Here is a 21,216-nt window from a genome sequence, read left to right as displayed (position 1 = left end):
ACGCCGTCTGCGCGCCACGTCGCGGTGAACATCACAGTCTCGGCGGATAATCCGCTCGCGGTGCAGATGTGGACATCGCTTACCTCGACGTCGTCGGCCCCGACGTTCGTCTCGAGAGCTTGGCGGAATGCCACGCGTGCCTTGTCCAAATCAACGTTGTTAACCAGAGCCATGGTGCGACTCCTGTGGGCGACGGGCGGGATCAGGGGTGCGGTGGCCGCGGCGGCGATTCATCTCCTTCTGGAAGGCGTGATCGAACCACTGCTCCTGGTAGGTGTTGTCGCACTCGCGACCGTCATCGGAGACCCAGTGCGAGGTGCCCACGCGAAACCCGCTGTTCGGCCAGACGATCCCGGGCGTCATCGCTGTGGTGTGCCCGGTGAAACCGTACGTTCGGCCATCGGCCAATTCGACGTCGATCCGTTGGTGGGCAACGGAATACAGCTCAGGATGCACCTCGTAGGCAGTCCGCGTCACCTTCGCGACGTCAACCGGTTCCCCATCGACGATCATCCAGGCGAAGTGGTGCGACGGCGCCGCGGGATCCACGTCATAGATCCCCGCCCAGTAGGGCTGTGTCGATGCCGACACGTAGCCGACCGCGTTGAAGACCAGGTCCTCACCGAAATACATCGGGGTCCAACCGACCGGCGGCGTCCTGGGCATCGCATACCGCCGGGCCATCAACTCGGTGCGCACCTGCCCCCATGACCGATCCCGAGGGTTGTAACAGTCCACCGGATATGTCGTCCCGTGCAGAACAAGTTCGCCGGTCATGTGCATCATCTGCTCGCTACCGCCGGGACGCATCGCCGCATCGGTTTCGACGTCCTCGCCCGGCACGATGTGGCCACGCGCGATGAGCGGGGTAACTGCCTCGCCGATCAGGTCGAACCCGGTGTTCCCGTCCGGGCTGGTGTAGGTCAGCCGGACCGTTCGGCCGAGTTCCAAGAACTCGATCCGCAACCCGTTCTCGGTCGTCAGAGAATTCCCCTCGACGGTGGGCCATGCCATCGTGGTCGCATAGTCGACGTACTCGGCGTCGAGCGCGTCGTGCGCCTGATCGCCGCGGAAGATGATCACCCCGCCCTGATTGCAGCCGAACGCCGGCCGGTTCGTCGAATAGATGTACGCGCCGAGACGGGCCTCGGGCACGTGGACTCCGTGGTAGTGCGTGGAAACGATTGCCGGATCCCATATTTCGCCAGGGCCAGGACGTGGCAGCCACATGTCCGACTCGGGCGGATGCGTGGCGAATGCCGTCACTGCACCTTCCTCTGCGTCCCGTGTGTCCCGATGACGCTGTCCACAGGCTCCGACATCAACTGTTCCACGGCTCGCCGCTCGTCGAATTCCCACCCTCGACGGCCCGCCTTGTCCTCCTTCTTGAGGTGTTTGATCATCGCCTGCGCAGCGTTTTGTCCCGGTTGTCCGAAGATGCCCGCAATCGGATGGGTGCCAGAGCCCGAAAGGAATAGCCCAGGAATCGGTGTGCGATAGCCCGCCAGTCCCGGTGCCGGCCGGCGCGGCCCGAACCGGGTGATGATTGGGTCGACGTGGTAGACGTTGCCGTCGATGGCGAAGAACCGCTCCGCGATGTCGGGCTGTGCCAGCGGCCGTCGAGCAACTTCGAGTTCGTCGAGTCCCTGGTAATAGTGGGCGGTGTCGGCGATGACGGTCTCGGTGATCTGGTCGCGTGCCTTGTCCCAGCCGACCTTAGGGTCGGCGGGTGTCAGCCCCGACCAGAACCAGAACGTGGCGCATCCCTTGGGCGCCATGGACGGTTCGAAGACCGACGGCGAGTTCGCGAGGCCGGGCACGTTGGCGGGCACCTCGCCGGTGACGCATGCCTGCGCGGCGGCCAGAGTCTGCTCGTAGGAGTGGTACGAGTTGATGGGTATCCGGAGATCAAGACCGTCGCCGCGCCATTTGTCGTGAGCGGGCAACGTGAGGTTGCCCTTGAGCGCGATGTTCAATTTGTAGTCGCTGATTCCCCGGCCCTTGGTAGGGATGTGGTCGACGCGGTTCTGCAACACCGGCGACAGCAGTCCCCTGGGGATCATGTGGCGTAGCACGGTGGCCGGACTGAACGCGGTCATGACCCCACGGCGAGCGTAGATCTCCTCGCCGCTGTCCTTGAGTCGCACGCCCGTGACTCGACCGCGGTTCACGACCATCTCCTGCACCGGCGCGCTGCATCGCACCTGGCCGCCGTGCTCCTCGATACACGCGATCAGAGCCTTGGGGAACGACCCGGTGCCGCCCTCGAACATTGCAACGCCGTACTTGGAGAGGACGCCGAGATAGATCAGCGCCCATCCGCTGAGGTCGGCGTTGAACGGCATAAACGGTAGGCCAATGAGCAACGCGGCCTTGATGACGTCGCTCTCGAAGTACTCGTCAAGTGCCTCGGCGTGGGAAGACGTGGCCCAGTTGGCGATCGCAGAGAGTTCACGACGCCCGGAAACCACCGCCTTGGCCGCCTGAAGCACGTTGCGCAAAGCGGGCCGGGTGGGGTGCGTCTGCATCATCGGCAGGCCGATGTCCACGGCGGCATTGATAACGCGGAACAGGTCTAGATAGGCCTCGGCGTCCCGCTTTGAGAAGTGTCGGAGTTCGTCGGCGGTGCGCCGCGGGTCGCGCCACAGCGCCAGGGATGACCCGTCGTGGTTCAACTGCACGTGCGCGGGGTCGATCACCTGCTGCCGCAGGCCGTACCGGGAACTCAGTCCGAGATCTCGGTCGATGGTGGTCGTCCGGAAAAGGGACGGCTGAATCGATGCCTCGTTGATCAGGTAGTCCGGCGCTTCCGGCGCCATTGGGTTGGTGCACGTCATGCCGCCGGGGGTCGCGTACGCCTCGAGCACGAGGACCTCGAGGCCTGATTTCGCGAGATACGCGGCAGCGACCAGACCATTGTGCCCGGAGCCGGCAACGATCACGTCCACGGTGCGGCGAATGTTGGCAGGAGCCGACGTCATCGGAGGGCGCCTTCCGCCGCCGCGACGGTCATACCGTTGACTTCACGCAGTCGAGCCGCGGTAGCACCGACCAGATCGACCGCGTTGCCGGTTTCTCCGAACTGTCCGCCACCCCCGAGCAGCGGTGAGTAGTCGACAATGTTGAGCCAGTTGGCCCCGGCTTCGACGTAGGGCTGCAATTGATCCGCCACCTCTACGGGCGTGCCGCAGGCGCGCGCGCGTCGGACGATCCCCGGGGTGACTTGGTCGATGACGCTCCAGGCGTCGGCATGCGACCAGTTCATCGAGATCATGTCGCGCGCGTAGGTGTAGTCGCGGCGAATCGGGTGCTCGCTGCCTTCCCAGCTGCGGTAGTACTCGGCGTTGGTGATCAGAGCCACCGAATCCCACTTTGCCAGTGGATGATTCACCAGCCGATCGACTGCTGCGTCGTCGGAACCGAGCAACACGAAGGCGGTCACATAAAACCGGAACGCCTCGGGATCTCGACCCGACTTCTCGACCAGCTCCTTGATCCGGATCACATCACTCGCATACTCCTCGGGTGAGCTCCCGAAGGGTTGCATGGTGATCCAGCCATCCGCGTGGGTGCCCGCGATCGTGGCCGCACGACCTCCTCCGGCGACGAGAACCGGAGGAATGGTGTCGCCATAGGGCGCCAGCGTCATCACCGCGCGGTCGAGGTTCCAGATCGGTCCCTCGTAGTCCACCGGACCATCCGATTCCATGAGCAGCTTGACGATCTTCACCGTTTCCTCGAGATGGGTGTACGGCTTATTCCGCGGCACGCCGTAGGGAGTGAAATGACGCATTTCGCCGGTGCCGAGGCCGAGGAAGAATCGGCCCTGGGAGAAGTGGTCGAGCGTGAGCGCCAACTGCGCGTAGTTCGCCGGCAACCGCCGTACCACGTCGCACACGGTAATTCCCAGCGACATCCGGCTGGTGTGGGTGGCAGCATCAGTCGCGAGCGGCCAGGGGTCCATGTAGGCGTCGACATCCACCACCGCCGCTGCGGGCACTAGGTCGGGAGTCCAGATCGAACGTGGGATTGTCAGCGACATCTGGTCCGCCCAGATCATGAAGTCGTAACCCGCCTGTTCGTATTCCTGGGCTCCCGCACGGTTGAGTTGCAGGTCCGAGAGTCCGCCGGTCATACCGATCTTTATGTCACGCACATCAGTTCCCTTCGGAGGTCTGCGGCCAGCCCAAACCTGATGTCTGGTGTTTGAATCACAATTTAAAACTAATGTGATGTCTACCATTATTCATACACAGTGTCTAGCCTTGCTGTAGGTTCGAAATCGCTATGGCCGAGGAGGTTTCATGACGGCGATCCGCACACCGCATCCGGCGCACGCCCCCGATCGGACGGTCCTGACCGACCGCGGGCGGCGGTACGAGCAGTTGTGCCAACCCACGCGTGTTCACGGCTCGCTCTACACCGACCCAGCCGTCTTCGCCGACGAGCTGTCGCGGATATGGTTCGGCGGCTGGGTCTACGCCGGCCATCGAAGCGAAGTTCCCGATGCCGGTGCACAAATGCGCACCAGCATCGGGCCTGCGGCAGTCGACATGATTCACACCGACGATGACCGAATCGTCCTGCACGAAAGCTCAAGTGGCACAGCACTGCCTCGGGTAGCCGAATATCAAGGCTTCGTCTTCGGCTCATTCACCGCCGACGTGCCTTCCCTCGAAGAGCACCTAGGGGCTGCGGCCGGTGAACTCGACAGGTTGGTGCAACTGTCTCCGGAGGGCGAGCTGGAATTAAGCACCGGCTGGCTGAAGCACACAACTCGAGCGAACTGGAAGTTGTTGGCCGAGAACGAGACCGATGGCTATCACCCGCAATTCGTACACGGCTCGGTGTTCGACGCCACCGACAGCCCCATCGGCGCCCTTTACACCGAACGTTCGTGGGCCGCCAACCGCGACCTCGGCGGCGGACACAGCGAATTAGACCTCCGGCCTGAGTTCCGCCGGCTTGATCAGCCGCTGTTGTGGTTTGGCACGACTGAAGCCAAGCTCCCCGACTACGTGAGCCGCATGCATGCCGCGCACCCAGCGACGGCTCGCGATCTGCTCGTCGAGGGATCGCCGCACGTGATGATATTCCCGAACCTGTTCGTCGCCGAGGTCACCGTCTTCGTCATACAGCCCCTCTCAGTTGACCTAACCGTCCAGCACGCGACCGCGGTTCAGTTCAAAGGCGCACCCGATATCAACGCCCGCCTGCTGAGTCAATGCATCGCCTCCGTTGGACCGGCCGGGATGCTTCTCGCTGACGACAGCGAGATGTATGAACGAAACCAAGAGGGCCTTGCCAACCGTGAGCCGGAGTGGCTCGACATCTCCCGCGGGGTGCACCGGGAAGTCGTGGACGAGCGTGGACTGCCGACCGGTCATGCCACCGACGAAACTTCGATGCGGGGCTTCTGGAAGCATTATCGATCGCTCATGACGCGCTAAGCCATTCTCTTCCAGTCTCATTCGAAACCGAGGTCGCCGACATGTGCGCAGCCGTTCGCAAGGGCGCCGCTGGAAGACTTTTCGCCACTCGCGCCGGTGCGTTCAGCCGAAAGAAACGAATGCTTGCCGGCGCCCAGCCTGCGTGCATAGACGGAGCGCAAACTCCATCGAACTTCGGGGACATTTTCCGAGGATATCGACCGCAAATCTCGACGAATTCGACTGAGCAGGCGAGAAAAGGAGCGTAGTGGGATGACGAAGACCGTGCTGGTAGCCGGCGCCTCAGGCTTGGTAGGCAACGCCGCCCTTCGGCGGTTCGCGTCTGATGGTTGCAACACAATAGGTCTATCGCGGCGCGCACCGCAGGTTGTCGACCACGCACGGATCCTGGCGCTCGATCTCACCGATTCAGACGAGTGCGCCGCCTTCGCGGATAAGCACGGCGCAAGCATCACACACGTGGTGTACGCGGCTCAGTACGAGGCGCCCGGCCTGGCCCCTGGGTGGTTCGACGAGGAAGCCATCTCCCGTAACGCGGCGATGCTCGCCAATCTCATGGAGCCGGTGCTCGCGAAGGCCGACCATCTCGAACATGTATCGCTTCTGCAGGGATCGAAGGCCTACGGGATGCATTGCCCCGATCTGCTCAACAAGATTCACACCCCTCTACGCGAGCGGGAACCCCGACTCGAGCACCCCAACTTCTACTTCGTGCAAGAGGATTGGCTCAAAGCTCGTCAACAGTCCTGGGGTCTGACAATCTGGCGCCCCACCGTCGTCTATGGCGACGCCCCGACGGGGAACATGAACGCATTGCGAGGCATCGCGGTCTACGCAGCGCTCGAACGTGCCACAGGAAAAACTGCGCTCGACTATCCCGGCGGTAGCTACGACCAGCCCTTTCAGGAAGCCGTCGACACGGACCTCCTTGCCTCGGCTCTAGCGTGGGCCGCCGATAGCGAGAGTGCGCGCAATCGGACCTTCAACCTCACCAACGGCGACACCTTCAGTTGGCGGCACACTTGGCCCGCGGTGTGTCGCGCGTTCGGGATGACACCCGGCGAGCACCGACCCCAGCAGTTGGCTATCGAGCTGCCGAAGCGCGACGATGAGTGGGCCGAACTCGTTGAGCGACACCGACTTAACGCTCCGAAGTCCATCGAGCAGCATTGCGGACCCAACTCGCTGCTCTACAGCGACTGGATGCTGGGTGCCCTTGAAGGAGTGGCCGCGCCGCTGAACAGCACCATAGCGATACGGAAAGCAGGCTTTACCGAGTGCATGGACACCGAAGACATGTTCGTGCGCTGGATGACCCGCCTCCAAAGTGACGGCGTCGTACCGCAAATGGCGTGAGCCGACGCCGTATCAATTGGCGGGGGCGGTCGTTCTTCGGGCCGTCAGTGACCGGCGAGGTTCGGCGTTAGGAGCCGAGAATGCGCGCGATAAACACGGGTTCTCGCGAGGCTAGGCGATGTACCCGCCGTCGACGGCGAGCGCCGCGCCAGTGATGAACGACGCGGCGTCGCTGGCGAGGAATGCGACGACCTCGGCGACTTCGCTCCCGCTTCCTGTTCGGCCGATAGCGGTTCGGGCTGCTTCGGCGCTGACGAATTCGTGCAACTCAGCGCTGTGCTTCATCAACTCGGTGTACATCGGGGTCTCGATCACGCCGGGCAGGACCGCGTTGGCTCGTACGCCCGCTCGGGAATGATCGGCGGCAGTGGCACGAGTCAGACCGAGCACGCCTGCTTTGGCGGCGCAGTAAGCGGCGCCGCCCGGCACCGCCTTTACGGAGGCGACCGAGGCGGTGTTGATGATCGATCCCCCGCCCCGGGACAGCATGGTCGGCAAGACGTGACGGGTGCCCAGGAAGACTCCGCGGAGGTTGACCGCGATGACGCGGTCGAAATTCTCCGGAGTGCACTCGGCCACGGGTCCGATCTCGCCGTCGATGCCGGCGTTGTTGCAGAGCACATCGACAGTTCCGAAATGGTCGACGGTGGTCGCGACCATCGATGCGACGCTCTCCGAGCACGTGACGTCCACCGTGCAGGCGAGTGCGTCACCGCCGAGCGAGGCCGCGACAGCTTCCTGCTTACCGCTGATATCGGCGACAACCACGCGGGCCCCGTCAGCTGCCAAAGTGCGCGCGATAGCCTCGCCGATTCCCTGTCCGCCACCGGTCACGATCGCGACTTTGTCCTTGAGGCGTCCCATTATTCGGTCTCCTTCACTTGGGATTGCAGCTCCTCGCCACATGATCGATGGCCTCGTCGGGAGTCACGCGTTGAACCGCACCGGCAGCGAGCTCAAGGCGTGAAGGAAGGTGTGCGGGACAATGACCGGGTCGCCGTCGAGATCGATATCTTTGAGGCGACCGCACAGAGCGTGGAGGCCGATAACAAGTTCCAGCCGGGCCAGGGCAGCTCCGAGGCAGTGATGACGCCCTCCGCCTCCGAAGGACATGTGCTGGATATTTTGACGATGGATATCGAAACGGTCGGGGTCCTCATACCGGCCCGAATCGCGGTTGCCGGAGCAGAGCCACATCGCGATTCGCTCCCCCGCCCCGAGTTGGCGGCCACCAACGACAACGTCACGGGTCACCGTGCGTGCCTGATAGACATTGGGTGTCCAATACCGGAGGACTTCTTCGGCCGCATTGTCGGCCAGCTCCGGGTTGGCGCGCAGTTCGCTGAGTTGATCGGGATGTTCGATCAGCAACAGGATCGCCGCCGCGAGCGTGCTCCTGGTCGTCTCGTTGCCCGCAACCATCAGCTCGGCGAATGACACCAGCACCTCTGTGTCAGTCAGGCTCACGCCGTCGACCTCGGTTTTGATCAGTCGCGAGATCAAGTCATCGCCCGGATCGGCGCGGCGCGCCCCGATGTAGTTGGTCAGGTAGGTGCCCATCTCTTCGACGGCGGTGGCCAACGCACCCCCGGCGTCAGCGGCCCCCTGCAGGCTCGTGATCGCGTCCGACCACCGCAAGAGCTGGGCCTGATCCTCCCGCGGAACGCCGAGCATGTCAGCGATCACCAACAGCGGGAAGGGCCGGGTGACGTCGGCTACGAGATCGCATCGACCATTGGCGATGACCTGGTCAATCAAATTGTTGATCACCGAGGTGATCGTCTCCGCCTGATCAGCGACCACGCGCGGGGTAAAGACCTTCTGCAGCAGCGCCCGGCGCTGGGTGTGTTGCGGCGGGTCCTGGCTGACCATCATCAGCTTCTGCATATCGCCGAGAATGGCGGTCCCCGGAATCGTCGAGCCTCCTGTTGAGGAGAAGGTCACCGAATCCTTGCTGCAAGCATTGATGTCATCCCAGCGGGTGATCGACCAGAAGGCTTCGCCCGCGAAACCAATCGGATTGAGATGGACGGGATCGTGCTCGCGCAGCGCGGCGAGGACCTCGAAGGGCGGCCCCGCGGCGAAGTGGCGTGGATCGCTGAGGTCCGTGTCGATGAGCAACGATGTGGGTTCAGTCACAGTCGTAACCTACACACTGTCGGACAGGGTGTCCATTAGCAAGATCTCTACCATTTCGGTTGTGAAGTCGATAACGCATTCACCCAAGCGGGACCGCACCCGACGCGACGGGGTACGGTCGGCCGTATTAGATGCGACCGCAAGGTTGCTTGATGCCGGCGAAAGCTTCACAGCACTCGGTATCACCCGCATCTGTTCCGAAGCAGGTGTGGCGCGTTCGGCTTTCTACACGTGTTTCCCGAACAAATCCGGCCTACTGATCGCGCTCACCGCCGAGGCGACCGACGAACTGTTCGCCGCCTCTGAGCGCTGGATCACCGCCGGTTCGGGTATCGACGGAAGCGAACTGGAACGGACCATCATGGGGTCTTTCGCAGTGCTGCGCGCCCAGCCCGCGGTGCTTCGCGCATACGCGGAGGTCGCCGCCTACGACCCGGACATCGCCGGCTTCTGGGCCAAGCGGATGGATCGGACCGCCGAGATCCTCGCCGATGTCATTGCCCGCGCACGCGAAACCGGCGCGGTGCGTCCGACGATCGATCCAGTGCTTGCGGCGGACTTCATTGTCTGGGGCGGTGAACGACTGATGTCTCGTCACGTCGCCACGTCGCCTATCGAGCGCGACGCTGACTGCGCTCGCAAGCTCGCCAGGGCGATCACCGCGATGCTTTACGTGGATTCGCGCCCGTCGTAATACATGCGGCGGGCGAACGGGACTGCGCGCACAGAGCTTGAGCTCAAGCAATTTCCGACTCGGTACCAGAGTTCGCAGACCTCTTTGGTCTTCCGATCTTCATGGCGCCAGCTTCACGCCACCAGCGCGACCCGGTCAGAAACGACACGCCCACCCTGCGCTCGGCCTGGCTCACTGACATGCCTTCACACCAGGTCGAAAAACTCGCGTCGAACCGACCTTGGAAACGGATATCCACTCGGCATGGCAACACTTTGCCACCGCCGCCTGGTCGTCGGCTTCTGTGTCCCCGGCGATATCCCTGGTCAAAGCGGCGCCTTCAAGCGGGCGTTCTGGGGCCATATCCGTCCCATTTTCATGTCGCTGGTGCCATCGAGGTGACAACGAAGATGGGACTGTGCCACGGAGAGTGGGCCCCTCGATCCGCGGTGACACACGGGAATGAGTGACGTCACGTGGCGGTTCTAGCACTTGAGACGCTAGAGTGCTAACAAGCTTTGCAATCATCCGGAGGTTTTCGTGCCGACTTACAGCTATCAGTGCACCGAGTGCGACGATCGCTTCGACATCGTGCAGGCCTTCACCGACGATGCGCTGACGACGTGTGAGCGCTGCTCCGGCCGGCTGCGCAAGCGCTTCAACTCCGTCGGGGTGGTGTTCAAGGGCAGCGGCTTCTACCGCACCGACAGCCGAGAGTCCGGCAAGAAGTCCGCAACCTCGACCAACGGATCCTCCTCGACCGACTCCGGATCGAGCTCGGGTACCGGCGAGAAGTCGACATCCAGCGAGAAGTCCAGCAGCAGCGCCACGGCGCCTGCCGCCGCTTCGAGCTGACGGGGTTATCCACAACCGCGCCGTCCGCCGCATTCGCCGCCGACCTCGCTGCGCTTAGCGTTGTGGTGTGGGCGAATCGTCGCTGAACCCGGCCCTGTTGAGCCGCCTTTCGGGGTGGCTGCGTCCCGACTGGAGCCGGACCGTGCTGGCGCGGCGGGTCGCCGCCGGCGGGCTGGTCGCGTTGGCCGGCATCGCCGCGCTGAGCTCCGATCCCGACGGTGACTATGCCGAGGTCGTGGTCGCCGATCACGACCTGCGGCCGGGTACCGCGTTGACGCCCGCAGATGTCCGCGTCGAAAAGCGTTTGGCCGCAACCGTTCCCGATGGGTCACTGGCCGACATCAGCGCGGTGGCCGGTACGACGCTGGCCGGTCCGGCGCGGCGCGGCGAGGTGCTCACCGATGTCCGGGTGCTCGGCAGCCGACTGGCCGAGGCCGCGATCACGTCGAAGGCGGGACCCGGGGCCCGCATCGTGCCGCTGCGCCTGGCCGACAGCGCCCTGATCGACCTTGTCCGCGTCGGCGACGTCGTCGACGTGCTGGCCGCGCCGGCGACCGCCGGGCCCGAGCCTCCCCAGTCCGCCCCCAAGGTGGTGGCCACCGACGCCGTGGTGGTGCTCGTGTCGGCCCGGCCGAAGGTCCAGGCCGGCGACGGCGACCGCGTAGTGTTAGTTGCGCTGCCGGCTCGCGTGGCGAACACGGTGGCGGGCTCGGCGCTGGGTCAAGCGGTGACCCTCACCCTGCACTGAGTGTCTCGCCGTGGTTCGCCCCGCAGGTGACAGCAAACTCTGTCCAATCCCAGGAAGGACATCTGAATGTTCAAAGGGTTCAAGGAGTTTCTCTCGCGGGGCAACATCGTCGACCTGGCAGTCGCGGTGGTGATCGGTACTGCCTTCACCGCGCTGGTCACGAAATTCACCGACAGCATCATCACACCGCTGATCAACCGGATCGGCGTGAAGCAGCAGTCGAATGTCGGCATCCTGAAGATCGGCATCGGCGGCGGCCAGACCATCGACTTGAACATCCTGCTGTCGGCCGCGATCAACTTCGTTCTGATCGCCGCCGTGGTGTATTTCCTTGTCGTGCTCCCCTACAACACGCTGCGCAAGCGGGGTGAGGTCGAGCAGGCGGACGACGCCCAGGTTGTCCTGCTCACCGAAATCCGCGACCTGCTCGCGCAGACCAACGGCGACTCGTCCGGTCGACACGGCGGCGCCGCCGGCACCACGCCCCCGCCGGAGCACGGACCGCGCGCCGACGCCGAGGCGTAGGCCGGTTAAATCTCCAGGCTCGACAGCTGCCCGATGATCTGGGCGGCGAGCGGATTCAGCGTCGCCATCCCGTCGCGGACCGCATAACGGGACCCGGCCAGATTCACCACCAACGTGCTTCCGGACACCCCGGCCAGGCCGCGTGACAATCCGGCGTCGGTGATGCCTGCCGACAGGCCCGAGGCGCGAATGGCTTCGGCGATGCCGAGGATTTCGCGGTCCAGGATTTCGCGGGTGGCCTCGGGGGTGACGTCGCGCGGGGTGACGCCCGTCCCGCCGACGGAAACCACCAGATCCACCCCGCCGATCACCGCGGTGTTGAGCGCGTTTCGGATCTCGACCTCGTCGGCCGCGACCGCGACCACGCCGTCGACGACGAACCCGGCCTCGGTCAGCAGTTCGGTGACCAGCGGCCCGCTGTGGTCCTCATCCCCGTGGGCGGTGCGATCGTCGACCACCACGACCAGGGCCCGGCCAACCACCAACTCCGCACCCGTTTCCATGGGAGCCACCGTATAACCGAGCTCGGACAATCCGGCCGCCGAGGGTTCTTCGACTCGCATTACTGATCCGCCTTCCCCAGAGTCACCGGCACGGTACGGCTGCCACCACCAGCGGGATCGGCGAAGGTCAGCGAAATCTTGTCACCGGGCGCCTTGGACCGCACCGCTGCGACCAAGGCATCGGCGCTGTTGATCGGGCGGTCGTCCACCTTGGTGACGATCACGTTCTTGGGCACGCCGGCCGTCGAGGCCGCCCCGCCCGGCACCACGTCGACGACCTTGGCGCCCGGGGAGCCCTTGTCGTTGGTCACCTGAACGCCGAGCGAGGCGTGGGACGCCTTGCCGCTGCTGATCAGCTCGTCGGCGATGCGCTTGGCCTGATCGACCGGAATGGCGAAACCGAGGCCGATCGAACCGCTCTGGGCGTCCGGCGAGTCCGCGCCCAAGGTGGCGATCGCCGAGTTCACGCCGACCAGCTGGCCATTCATGTTGACCAACGCGCCACCGGAGTTACCCGGGTTGATGGCGGCGTCGGTCTGGATCGCGTCCAGCACGGTGTTCTGGTTGCCCGACTCACCGGTGGTCGACACCGGCCGGTTCAGGGCGCTGACGATCCCGGTGGTCACGGTGCCGGACAGCCCCAGCGGCGACCCGATCGCCACCACCGGCTGGCCGACGCGCAGGTCGGACGAGGAGCCCAGGGAGATGGGGGTCAGGCCGGACATGCCCTGCACCCGGATCACCGCGATGTCGCTGGTGGGGTCGGCACCGACGACCGTGAACGGCGCGGTGCGTCCGTCCGCAAAGGTCACAGTCGTCTTAGGAGCCGGCCCGCCGGGACCGCCGGGCGGACCGCCGGGGGGCGCACCGGGAACCACGGGCGCCTTCGGCGGCCCCGCGGCCGCCGCGACCACGTGATTGTTGGTCAGGATGAGCCCGTCGGCGGAAAGGATGATGCCGGAGCCCTCCTCGGACTGGCGGCCCAGGTCCGTCTCCAGCATCACGACACTGGGCACCACCTTGGAGGCGACCTGTTCGACGCTGCCCGGCGGCATGTTGGCCGCCGGGACGCTGGGCGCGCCGATGACGGTGTGCCCGTTGCCGTTGGTCGAGTGCGTGCCCAGCTCGATGGCGGTCGCCGCGGCTCCGCCGATGCCGGCCGAGACCACCGCGATGGTCAGCGCGCCGACAGTCAAAAGCCCTGCGCGGGAACGCTTTTGGGGACTCGGCGACATTGGCGGCAGCATGCCGGGAATCGGGCCGGTGCCGGTGGCGCCGGGAATCGGGCCTACCCCGGTTCCGCCGGGGATCCGGCCGGGACCGGTGCTGCCGAACGGGTCGTACGGCTGGCGAAATTGGTTCGTCTGCGATTGACGCCGCCAGTCGAACTGCTGGCCATATGCCTGCTGATGCCCTTGGCCGTAGGCAGAGGTCCCCGGGTGGCTCGGGGTGGGCGCAGGCTGATTCGGCGCCGGGTGGTACCCCGGCTGCTGCGGCGGTGGCGAATACCTCGGGTCATTCGTCATAGCGCTAGGTCGCTCTTCCTCTATCTCAGTATTCGGCTCGTCGGTTCGACAGGGCTCTTCAACAGTAGTAGCTGTAGACCTACGTTGCCCGGGCGGACTGAGAGTCCACTGAGATAACGTTCGCGGGTTCCCGAGAGTTCGACTGGCCGGTCACGGGAACCGTAGGTTCGGTGACGGATTCTTGCCCGGCATTACCGGAGTACGGAGCCGGATACGCCGATGGCGGCATCGGCCGGCCGGGCAGCAGCACGTAGAACGAGGTCCCCGGCGGCTGTCCGCCCGGCACGGTGTCCTCGACGCGCAGTAATCCACCGTGATTCAGCACGACCTTCTTGACGATCGCCAGCCCGAGCCCCGAACCGGGCATCGCGCGCGCGGTCGTTGAGCGGTAGAACCGCTCGAACACCAGCCGACGTTCGTGCGGTGGAATGCCCGGGCCTTGGTCGGAGACCACCAACTCGGCGTGCGACGGGTCGAGTTGCCGCATGGCGATTCCGACGTGACCCCCCGGCGGGCTCCACTTGGCCGCGTTGTCCATCAAATTCAGCACGGCGCGCGACAGTCCCGCGGCGTCGCCGTACATCTGCCAGGGAGTCACGTCGACGTCGAAGTGAATATCGTTGCGGCGGCGCCTGACTCGCTCCAGGCTACGGTCGATGACCTCGGACATGTCGACCGGTTCGTGCACGACCTGGCCGGCGTCGTCACGGGTGAGGTCCACGAGATCGCCGACCAGCGTGGACAATTCCTCGATCTGCGCCAGCACGTCGGCGCGGAGCTCGACCATCTCCTGCTCGGGCAGCCGCGGCGCCCCCGGCTCCATGGAGGCCATCAGCAGTTCGACGTTGGTGCGCAACGACGTCAGCGGGGTCCGCAATTCGTGCCCCGCGTCGGTGACCAGCCGCGCCTGTCGCTCGCGGGACTCGGCCAGCGCCCGCAGCATCAAGTTGAAAGCCTCGGTGAGCCTCGCCAATTCATCGCTACCGAACACCGGGATGGGCCGCAGGTCGTCGGTACGCGCGACCCGTTCGGTCGCCTCGGTCAGGCGGGCCACCGGACGCAGGCCCGCCCTGGTGACCATGCCGCCCGCCACCGCGGCGACCGCGACGCCGATGCCGCCGACGATCAGCAGCACCCAGCGCAGCTTGGTCATCACGGCTTCGGTCGGCTTGAGGCTCTTGGAGATCAACAGCGAGCAGCCGTTGGGCAAGTGAATGGCCAGGACTCGTTGATCGGATGCGGTACGCCGCGACATGAACAGATCACCGCGGATCACCGCCTTTTCGGGCGCACCGACCGGCAGCGTCTGACCCGGCTGTTGCGCCGTGTAGATCGAGTGGCCCGGGTTCACCAGCATCGCGTTGACGTCCGAATAGGCGGTGCCCTCGATGGCCTTGCCGGGATCGGCGGCCAGTGAGCCGCTGGCGATCAGCAGCTGCGCCCGGCTCTGCAGCTGGTTGTCGATATCGCTATACAGCGCAGCCGAAATCACCGCGTACACGGCGAACGCCATCAGCACGACGACCATGGCCACCATCGACATCGCCAGCAGCATGACGCGCCACCGCAGGGACAATGAGCTGGTCGCGCGCAGCGGCACGCGCTGGGGCCGTCGGTACCGGATCATCGCTGGAAGTGACTCATCACGGCGGCGTTTCCCGAAGGACATAGCCCACGCCGCGCACCGTGTGGATCAGCCGTGGCTCACCGTCGGCCTCGGTCTTGCGGCGCAGATACCCGACATAGACCTCCAGCGCGTTGCCCGAAGTGGGAAAGTCGAAGCCCCACACCTCTTCGAGGATCCGGCTGCGGGTGAGCACGCGGCGCGGATTGGCGATCAACATCTCCAGCAAGGCGAATTCCGTGCGGGTGAGGCTGATTTGGCGCTCCCCGCGGGTGACTTCGCGGGTCACCGGGTCCAGCGTCAGGTCCGAGAACTGCATGGCCACCGATTCGGCGTCATTGTCGTCCGGCTTGGTGCGGCGCAGCAGCGCCCGCATCCGGGCCAACAGTTCCTCGAGCGCGAAGGGCTTGGGCAGATAGTCATCCGCGCCGGCGTCCAGCCCGGCGACCCGCTCGGAGACCGAATCACGGGCGGTAAGCACCAGGATCGGCAGGTCGTCACCGGTGCTGCGGAGCTGACGGCACACCTCGAGCCCATCCAGCCGCGGCATCATCACGTCGAGCACGAGCGCATCGGGGCGGTCGCTGGCGATCATCTCGAGCGCCTCCAGCCCGTCATGGGCCAACTCGACCGAGTAGCCATTGAAGGAAAGCGATCGGCGCAGCGACTCACGCACTGCGCGATCGTCGTCGACGACCAGTATCCGCACGGGCCTAGTGTCGTCCCGACGCCTGAGAGCGGGCTGAGAGGCGCGCCGGGTATTTGCCGAGATTAACTAACGCCGGTCCAGGTCGATCAGACCGAGCCGGGCCGCCTTGAGCAGCCGGCGGGGCACCTTGTGCTTCTGGCCGGCGACCGTCACACCGACGAGCTCGGTCTTGGTGGCCTTCCACTGCGCGCGACGGCTACGGGTGTTCGCGCGCGACATCCTGCGCTTGGGTACGGCCATGGTCGGGCCTAACTCCTCGTGTCGGGGGCTTGTCGCGCGGCGTGGCCGGTACGGCCGAACGTGCGACGGTTGCTACCAGGATAGTCGGTGGCCTGCCGGGCACCAAAACGAAGCCCTCAGACGCCGAGATTGCCGCGGCGGCGGTGATCCGGACGCCGCCGACGACGATGGCGGCAGTCTCGACGCGAGAGCCGAGGGGCGCCCTTGACGTGGTACCGGCGTGACCCGCTAACCTACCGGTTGGTTGGTTGGTTTGCGCTCACCGGGGAAACGCAGATTGGAGGAGTGCATGGCCTCAGCTCCTGGTCGCGACGCGGTCCGGATAGCGAACTGCTCCGGGTTCTACGGCGACCGGCTTTCGGCGATGCGCGAGATGCTCACCGGCGGTTCCAATGACCCAGTGGATTACCTCACCGGCGACTACCTGGCCGAACTGACCATGCTGATCCTGGGCCGCGACCGGATGAAGCATCCCGAGCGCGGCTACGCCAAGACGTTCCTGACCCAACTCGAAGACTGTCTCGGTGAGGCCCGCGATCGGGGCGTGCGCATCGTCGCCAACGCCGGGGGCCTCAACCCGGCGGGGCTGGCCGACGCGATACGCGCTCTGGCCGAGCGCCTCGGCATCCCGGCCCGGGTCGCCCACGTCGAGGGCGACGACCTCCTAGCCCGCGCCGCCGACCTCGGGCTGGGCAATCCGCTGACCGCGAACGCCTACCTGGGCGCCTGGGGCATTGTCGACTGCCTGGTCGACGGCGCCGACGTGGTCGTCACCGGACGGGTCACCGACGCCTCGGTGATCGTCGGGGCCGCCGCCGCGCACTTCGGCTGGGGTCGCACCGACTACGACCAGCTGGCCGGCGCCGTGGTCGCCGGCCACGTCATCGAGTGCGGCGTGCAGGCCACCGGCGGCAACTACTCCTTCTTCACGGAGGTACCCGACCTGACCCACGCCGGCTTCCCGCTGGCCGAGGTGCACGCCGACGGTTCATCGGTGATCACCAAGCACCCCGGCACCGGCGGCCTGGTGAGCGTCGACACCGTCACCGCGCAGCTGCTCTACGAAATCACCGGCGCCCGCTACGCCAACCCCGACGTCACCGCCCGGATGGACAGCGTCGAATTGTCCCCCGACGGCCCCGACCGGGTGCGCATCGCGGGCGTGCGCGGCGAGGCACCACCGCCCACTTACAAGGTGTCGCTGAACAGCATCGGCGGATTCCGCAACTCCATGACCTTCGTGCTGACCGGAATGGACATCGAGGCCAAGGCCAATCTGGTGCGCCGGCAGCTCGAGGCAGCGCTGAGCGTCAAGCCCGCGGAGCTGCAGTGGTCGCTGGCCCGCACCGACCACCCCGACGCCGACACCGAGGAAGCCGCCAGCGCGCTGCTGCACTGCGTGGTCCGCGACCCCGACCCTGCCAACGTTGGGCGGCAGTTCTCCTCGGCCGCAGTGGAATTGGCGCTCGCCAGTTATCCGGGCTTTCATGTGACCGCCCCGCCGGGCGACGGTCAGGTCTACGGCGTGTTCACTGCCGGCTACGTCGACGCCAGGGAAGTGCCCCACGTCGCGGTGCACGCCGACGGCGCCCGGGTCGCGATCCCCTGTGCAGCAGAGACTTTGGAGCTGAAGCCCGCCAAGCCCGCACCCCTGCCAGAGCCGCTGCCCGACGGCCCGAGGCGTCGGGTCCCGCTGGGCCGCATCGCCGGGGCCCGAAGCGGCGACAAGGGCGGGTCGGCCAACGTCGGGGTCTGGGTCCGCACCGACGAGCAATGGCGCTGGTTGGCCAACACGCTGACCGTCGAGCTGCTCAAGGAGCTGCTGCCCGAGGCCGCGGAGTTCGATGTCACCCGCCACCTGCTGCCAAACCTGCGCGCGGCCAACTTCGTCATCGACGGCATCCTGGGCCAGGGCGTCGCATACCAGGCGCGGTTCGACCCGCAGGCCAAGGGTTTGGGCGAATGGCTGCGCGGCCGGCACGTCGACATCCCCGAAAGGTTGTTATGACTCTTTGGACGACGCCCGAGCGCGAAGCGCTGCGAAAGACGGTGCGCTCCTTCACCGAACGTGAAATCCTGCCTTATGCCGACGAGTGGGAGCGCGACGGGGAGCTGCCGCGCGAGCTGCACAGGCGCGCCGGAGCCGCCGGGCTGCTGGGCGCGAACTTCCCCGAGGCGGTCGGCGGAGGCGGCGGCGACGGTGCGGACGCGGTGATCATCTGCGAAGAGGTGCACCAGACCGGCTCCCCCGGAGGTGTTTTCGCGTCCCTGTTCACTTGCGGCATCGCGGTGCCGCACATGGTCGCCTCCGGCGATCAGCGGCTGATCGAGGAGTTCGTCCGACCGACGCTGGCCGGCGACAAGATCGGGGCGCTGGCGATCACCGAGCCCGGTGGCGGTTCGGACGTCGGGCACCTGCGCACCACGGCGGTGCGGGACGGGGACCACTACGTGGTCAACGGCGCCAAGACCTACATCACCTCCGGCGTCCGCGCCGACTATGTCGTCACCGCGGTGCGCACGGGCGGTCCCGGGGCGGTGGGCGTTTCGCTGCTGGTGATCGAGAAGGGCACACCGGGTTTCGAGGTGAGCCGCAAGTTGGCCAAGATGGGCTGGCGGTCCTCGGACACCGCGGAGCTGTCCTTCGTCGACGCCCGCGTACCGGCGGCCAACCTTGTCGGTGCCGAGAACAGCGGATTCGCCCAGATCGCGCAGGCGTTCGTCTCGGAGCGCATCGGCCTTGCCGCGCAGGCGTATTCGAGCGCCCAGCGCTGCCTAGACCTGACGGTGCAGTGGTGCCGGGACCGGGAAACCTTCGGCCGGCCGCTGATCTCGCGGCAGTCGGTACAGAACACGCTGGCTGAGATGGCCCGGCGCGTCGACGTCGCCCGGATCTACTCCCGCCACGTGGTCGAGCGCCAGCTGGCCGGCGAGACGAACCTGATCGCCGAGGTGTGTTTCGCCAAGAACACCGCCGTGGAGGCGGGCGAATGGGTGGCCAACCAGGCCGTGCAGCTGTTCGGCGGCATGGGCTACATGGCCGAATCCGAGGTCGAACGCCAATACCGCGACATGCGGATCCTCGGCATCGGTGGCGGCACCACCGAGATCCTGACCGCACTGGCCGCGAAAACCCTTGGATATCAATCGTGATCACACCGCCTCCTCGCCCCCTCGCCGCTTCGCGGCTGGGGGTACCCCCTCATCGCTTCGTCCCCCTCGCCGCTACGCGGCTGGGCGTGCCCCCACTGCATCGTCGGCGGTGGTCATGACCGTGCTGCAGTCCACGCTGGACCCGCGATCCGCCGCCTTCACCGACGCGGCGTCGACGGCGGCCTCCCGGCTCGAGGAGATCGGCGCCGAACTCGCCAAAGCGCTTGCGGGCGGTGGCCCCAAGTACGTCGAGCGCCACCACGGCCGCGGCAAGCTGACCGCCCGGGAACGCATCGAACTGCTCGTCGACCCGGACTCCCCGTTTTTGGAGCTCAGCCCGCTGGCGGCCTACGGCAGCGCGTTCACCGTCGGCGCCAGCACGGTCACCGGGATCGGCGTGGTGTCCGGTGTCGAATGCCTGATCGTCGCCAACGATCCGACTGTCAAAGGCGGTACCAGCAACCCCTGGACGCTGAAAAAGATCCTGCGGGCCAATCAGATCGCGTTCGAAAACCGCCTGCCCGTCATCTCGCTGGTGGAATCCGGCGGGGCCGACCTGCCCACCCAGAAAGAGATCTTCATCCCCGGGGGGCGGATGTTCCGTGACCTCACCCGACTGTCGGCGGCAGGCATTCCCACCATCGCCCTGGTGTTCGGCAACTCGACCGCCGGCGGCGCCTACATTCCCGGCATGTCCGACCACGTGGTGATGATCAAGGAACGTTCGAAGGTGTTCCTGGCCGGTCCTCCGCTGGTCAAGATGGCTACCGGCGAAGAGTCCGACGACGAGTCGCTGGGCGGCGCCGAAATGCACTCCCGGGTCTCCGGTTTGGGTGACTACTTCGCCGTCGACGAGCTGGACGCCATTCGCATCGGGCGCCGCATCGTCGCCCGGCTGAACTGGCGCAAAGAGGGCCCGGCGCCCGGGTCGGTCGTGGATCCGTTGTTCGACACCGAGGAGCTGATCGGCATTGTGCCCGCCGACCTGCGCGTCCAGTTCGACCCGCGGGAGGTGATCGCCCGCATCGTCGACGGCTCCGAATTCGACGAATTCAAGGCCATGTACGGGTCGTCGCTGGTGACCGGGTGGGCCCGGCTGCACGGCTACCCGCTGGGCATCCTGGCCAACGCGCGCGGCGTGCTGTTCAGCGAGGAGTCACAGAAGGCCACCCAGTTCATCCAGCTGGCCAACCGCTCCAACACCCCACTGTTGTTCCTGCACAACACTACCGGCTACATGGTGGGCAAGGACTACGAGGAGCGCGGGATGATCAAGCACGGCTCGATGATGATCAACGCCGTCTCCAACTCGACCGTCCCGCACATCTCGCTTTTGATCGGCGCGTCCTACGGTGCCGGCCACTACGGCATGTGCGGCCGCGCCTACGACCCCCGGTTCCTGTTCGCCTGGCCCAGCGCCAAGTCCGCGGTGATGGGCGGCGCTCAGCTTGCCGGCGTCCTGTCGATCGTGGCGCGGGCCGCCGCCGAAGCGCGGGGTCAGCAGGTCGACGAGGAGGCCGACGCCGCGATGCGGGCCGCCGTCGAGGGGCAGATCGAGGCCGAGTCGCTGCCGCTGGTCCTGTCCGGGATGCTCTACGACGACGGGGTGATCGACCCGCGCGACACCCGCACCGTATTGGGAATGTGTCTGTCCGCCATCGCCAATGGCCCGATCAAGGGGACGTCGAATTTCGGCGTCTTCCGGATGTGAGCCC

At 65.9% G+C, this 21,216-nt stretch carries 19 protein-coding genes; 9 read left to right on the top strand and 10 right to left on the bottom strand.

What is annotated here, in order from left to right; translation table 11 throughout:
* Nucleotides 1–159 precede the first annotated feature (159 nt).
* The 3 genes from A5695_RS10400 to A5695_RS10390 form a co-directional block, all read right to left on the bottom strand.
* Nucleotides 160–1,155, bottom strand: coding sequence for a tyrosine protein kinase (locus tag A5695_RS10400; RefSeq protein WP_197515447.1), 996 nt, complete (start codon nt 1,153–1,155; stop codon nt 160–162).
* Nucleotides 1,156–1,262: 107 nt separating this feature from the next.
* The gene (locus A5695_RS10395; RefSeq protein ID WP_068080667.1) at nt 1,263–2,981 is read right to left on the bottom strand and encodes an NAD(P)/FAD-dependent oxidoreductase; all 1,719 of its coding nucleotides are present in this window, start codon (nt 2,979–2,981) and stop codon (nt 1,263–1,265) included.
* The gene (locus A5695_RS10390) at nt 2,978–4,156 is read right to left on the bottom strand and encodes an LLM class flavin-dependent oxidoreductase (protein WP_197515446.1); all 1,179 of its coding nucleotides are present in this window, start codon (nt 4,154–4,156) and stop codon (nt 2,978–2,980) included. Before A5695_RS10390 ends, A5695_RS10395 begins: the two co-directional genes overlap by 4 nt.
* A 148-nt stretch (nt 4,157–4,304) precedes the next feature.
* Here A5695_RS10390 and A5695_RS10385 point away from each other — a divergent pair, with 148 nt between their 5' ends.
* The gene (locus A5695_RS10385) at nt 4,305–5,450 is read left to right on the top strand and encodes an aromatic ring-hydroxylating dioxygenase subunit alpha (protein WP_082945981.1); all 1,146 of its coding nucleotides are present in this window, start codon (nt 4,305–4,307) and stop codon (nt 5,448–5,450) included.
* A 252-nt stretch (nt 5,451–5,702) separates the two neighbouring features.
* Nucleotides 5,703–6,806 carry an NAD-dependent epimerase/dehydratase family protein gene (locus A5695_RS10380; protein ID WP_068080662.1) on the top strand — a complete coding sequence of 368 codons (1,104 nt, stop codon included), beginning with the start codon at nt 5,703–5,705 and terminating at the stop codon, nt 6,804–6,806.
* Between the two features lie 111 nt (nt 6,807–6,917).
* Here the strand turns inward: A5695_RS10380 and A5695_RS10375 are convergent, their stop codons facing one another.
* Together A5695_RS10375 and A5695_RS10370 are read right to left on the bottom strand one after the other, a co-directional pair.
* Nucleotides 6,918–7,670 (bottom strand): SDR family NAD(P)-dependent oxidoreductase, encoded by a 753-nt coding sequence (locus tag A5695_RS10375; RefSeq protein WP_068080659.1) that lies wholly within the window; start codon nt 7,668–7,670, stop codon nt 6,918–6,920.
* Between the two features lie 63 nt (nt 7,671–7,733).
* Nucleotides 7,734–8,927 (bottom strand): cytochrome P450, encoded by a 1,194-nt coding sequence (locus A5695_RS10370; protein WP_197515445.1) that lies wholly within the window; start codon nt 8,925–8,927, stop codon nt 7,734–7,736.
* Between A5695_RS10370 and A5695_RS27465 the strand changes: the two genes are divergently transcribed.
* The 4 genes from A5695_RS27465 (at nt 8,920) to mscL (ending at nt 11,746) form a co-directional block, all read left to right on the top strand.
* On the top strand, nt 8,920–9,639 hold the full coding sequence (locus tag A5695_RS27465) for a TetR/AcrR family transcriptional regulator (RefSeq protein WP_197515444.1): 720 nt from the start codon (nt 8,920–8,922) through the stop codon (nt 9,637–9,639). The two genes, A5695_RS10370 and A5695_RS27465, sit on opposite strands and share 8 nt — an antisense overlap.
* 519 nt (nt 9,640–10,158) lie before the next feature.
* Nucleotides 10,159–10,473: an FmdB family zinc ribbon protein gene (locus tag A5695_RS10360; protein WP_068080650.1), complete on the top strand. Its 315-nt coding sequence runs from the start codon at nt 10,159–10,161 to the stop codon at nt 10,471–10,473.
* 67 nt (nt 10,474–10,540) lie between these two features.
* The gene (locus A5695_RS10355; protein ID WP_068080647.1) at nt 10,541–11,221 is read left to right on the top strand and encodes an SAF domain-containing protein; all 681 of its coding nucleotides are present in this window, start codon (nt 10,541–10,543) and stop codon (nt 11,219–11,221) included.
* A gap of 66 nt (nt 11,222–11,287) precedes the next feature.
* Nucleotides 11,288–11,746 carry a large-conductance mechanosensitive channel protein MscL gene (gene mscL / locus A5695_RS10350; RefSeq protein ID WP_068080644.1) on the top strand — a complete coding sequence of 153 codons (459 nt, stop codon included), beginning with the start codon at nt 11,288–11,290 and terminating at the stop codon, nt 11,744–11,746.
* 5 nt (nt 11,747–11,751) lie between these two features.
* Here the strand turns inward: mscL and A5695_RS10345 are convergent, their stop codons facing one another.
* The 5 genes from A5695_RS10345 to rpmF all read right to left on the bottom strand — a co-directional run bounded on the left by A5695_RS10345 (nt 11,752) and on the right by rpmF (nt 16,348).
* On the bottom strand, nt 11,752–12,309 hold the full coding sequence (locus A5695_RS10345) for a molybdenum cofactor biosynthesis protein B (RefSeq protein WP_055402749.1): 558 nt from the start codon (nt 12,307–12,309) through the stop codon (nt 11,752–11,754).
* Nucleotides 12,309–13,775 (bottom strand): S1C family serine protease, encoded by a 1,467-nt coding sequence (locus A5695_RS10340; protein WP_068080641.1) that lies wholly within the window; start codon nt 13,773–13,775, stop codon nt 12,309–12,311. Before A5695_RS10340 ends, A5695_RS10345 begins: the two co-directional genes overlap by 1 nt.
* A gap of 79 nt (nt 13,776–13,854) precedes the next feature.
* Nucleotides 13,855–15,402, bottom strand: a complete 1,548-nt coding sequence (locus tag A5695_RS10335; RefSeq protein WP_068080637.1) for a HAMP domain-containing sensor histidine kinase — start codon at nt 15,400–15,402, stop codon at nt 13,855–13,857.
* 16 nt (nt 15,403–15,418) lie between these two features.
* The gene (gene mprA / locus A5695_RS10330) at nt 15,419–16,108 is read right to left on the bottom strand and encodes a two-component system response regulator MprA (protein WP_068080635.1); all 690 of its coding nucleotides are present in this window, start codon (nt 16,106–16,108) and stop codon (nt 15,419–15,421) included.
* A 66-nt stretch (nt 16,109–16,174) separates the two neighbouring features.
* Complete coding sequence (rpmF, locus tag A5695_RS10325) at nt 16,175–16,348, bottom strand: 50S ribosomal protein L32 (RefSeq protein ID WP_007168835.1); 174 nt, start codon at nt 16,346–16,348, stop codon at nt 16,175–16,177.
* 289 nt (nt 16,349–16,637) lie between these two features.
* On the opposite strand from rpmF, the gene A5695_RS10320 reads away from it, so the two are divergent.
* The 3 genes from A5695_RS10320 (at nt 16,638) to A5695_RS10310 (ending at nt 21,212) form a co-directional block, all read left to right on the top strand.
* Nucleotides 16,638–18,356 (top strand): acyclic terpene utilization AtuA family protein, encoded by a 1,719-nt coding sequence (locus tag A5695_RS10320; RefSeq protein ID WP_068080632.1) that lies wholly within the window; start codon nt 16,638–16,640, stop codon nt 18,354–18,356.
* Nucleotides 18,353–19,501 carry an acyl-CoA dehydrogenase family protein gene (locus tag A5695_RS10315; RefSeq protein ID WP_068080629.1) on the top strand — a complete coding sequence of 383 codons (1,149 nt, stop codon included), beginning with the start codon at nt 18,353–18,355 and terminating at the stop codon, nt 19,499–19,501. The genes A5695_RS10320 and A5695_RS10315 overlap by 4 nt, the downstream gene beginning before the upstream one ends.
* A 121-nt stretch (nt 19,502–19,622) precedes the next feature.
* The gene (locus tag A5695_RS10310; protein WP_156749560.1) at nt 19,623–21,212 is read left to right on the top strand and encodes an acyl-CoA carboxylase subunit beta; all 1,590 of its coding nucleotides are present in this window, start codon (nt 19,623–19,625) and stop codon (nt 21,210–21,212) included.
* Nucleotides 21,213–21,216: the final 4 nt, after the last annotated feature.

Source organism: Mycobacterium sp. E1747 (assembly GCF_001667775.1).
Lineage (GTDB): Bacteria > Actinomycetota > Actinomycetes > Mycobacteriales > Mycobacteriaceae > Mycobacterium.
The sequence above is the reverse complement of the archived record's forward strand: the minus strand, read 5'-3'. Positions and strand labels throughout refer to the sequence as shown.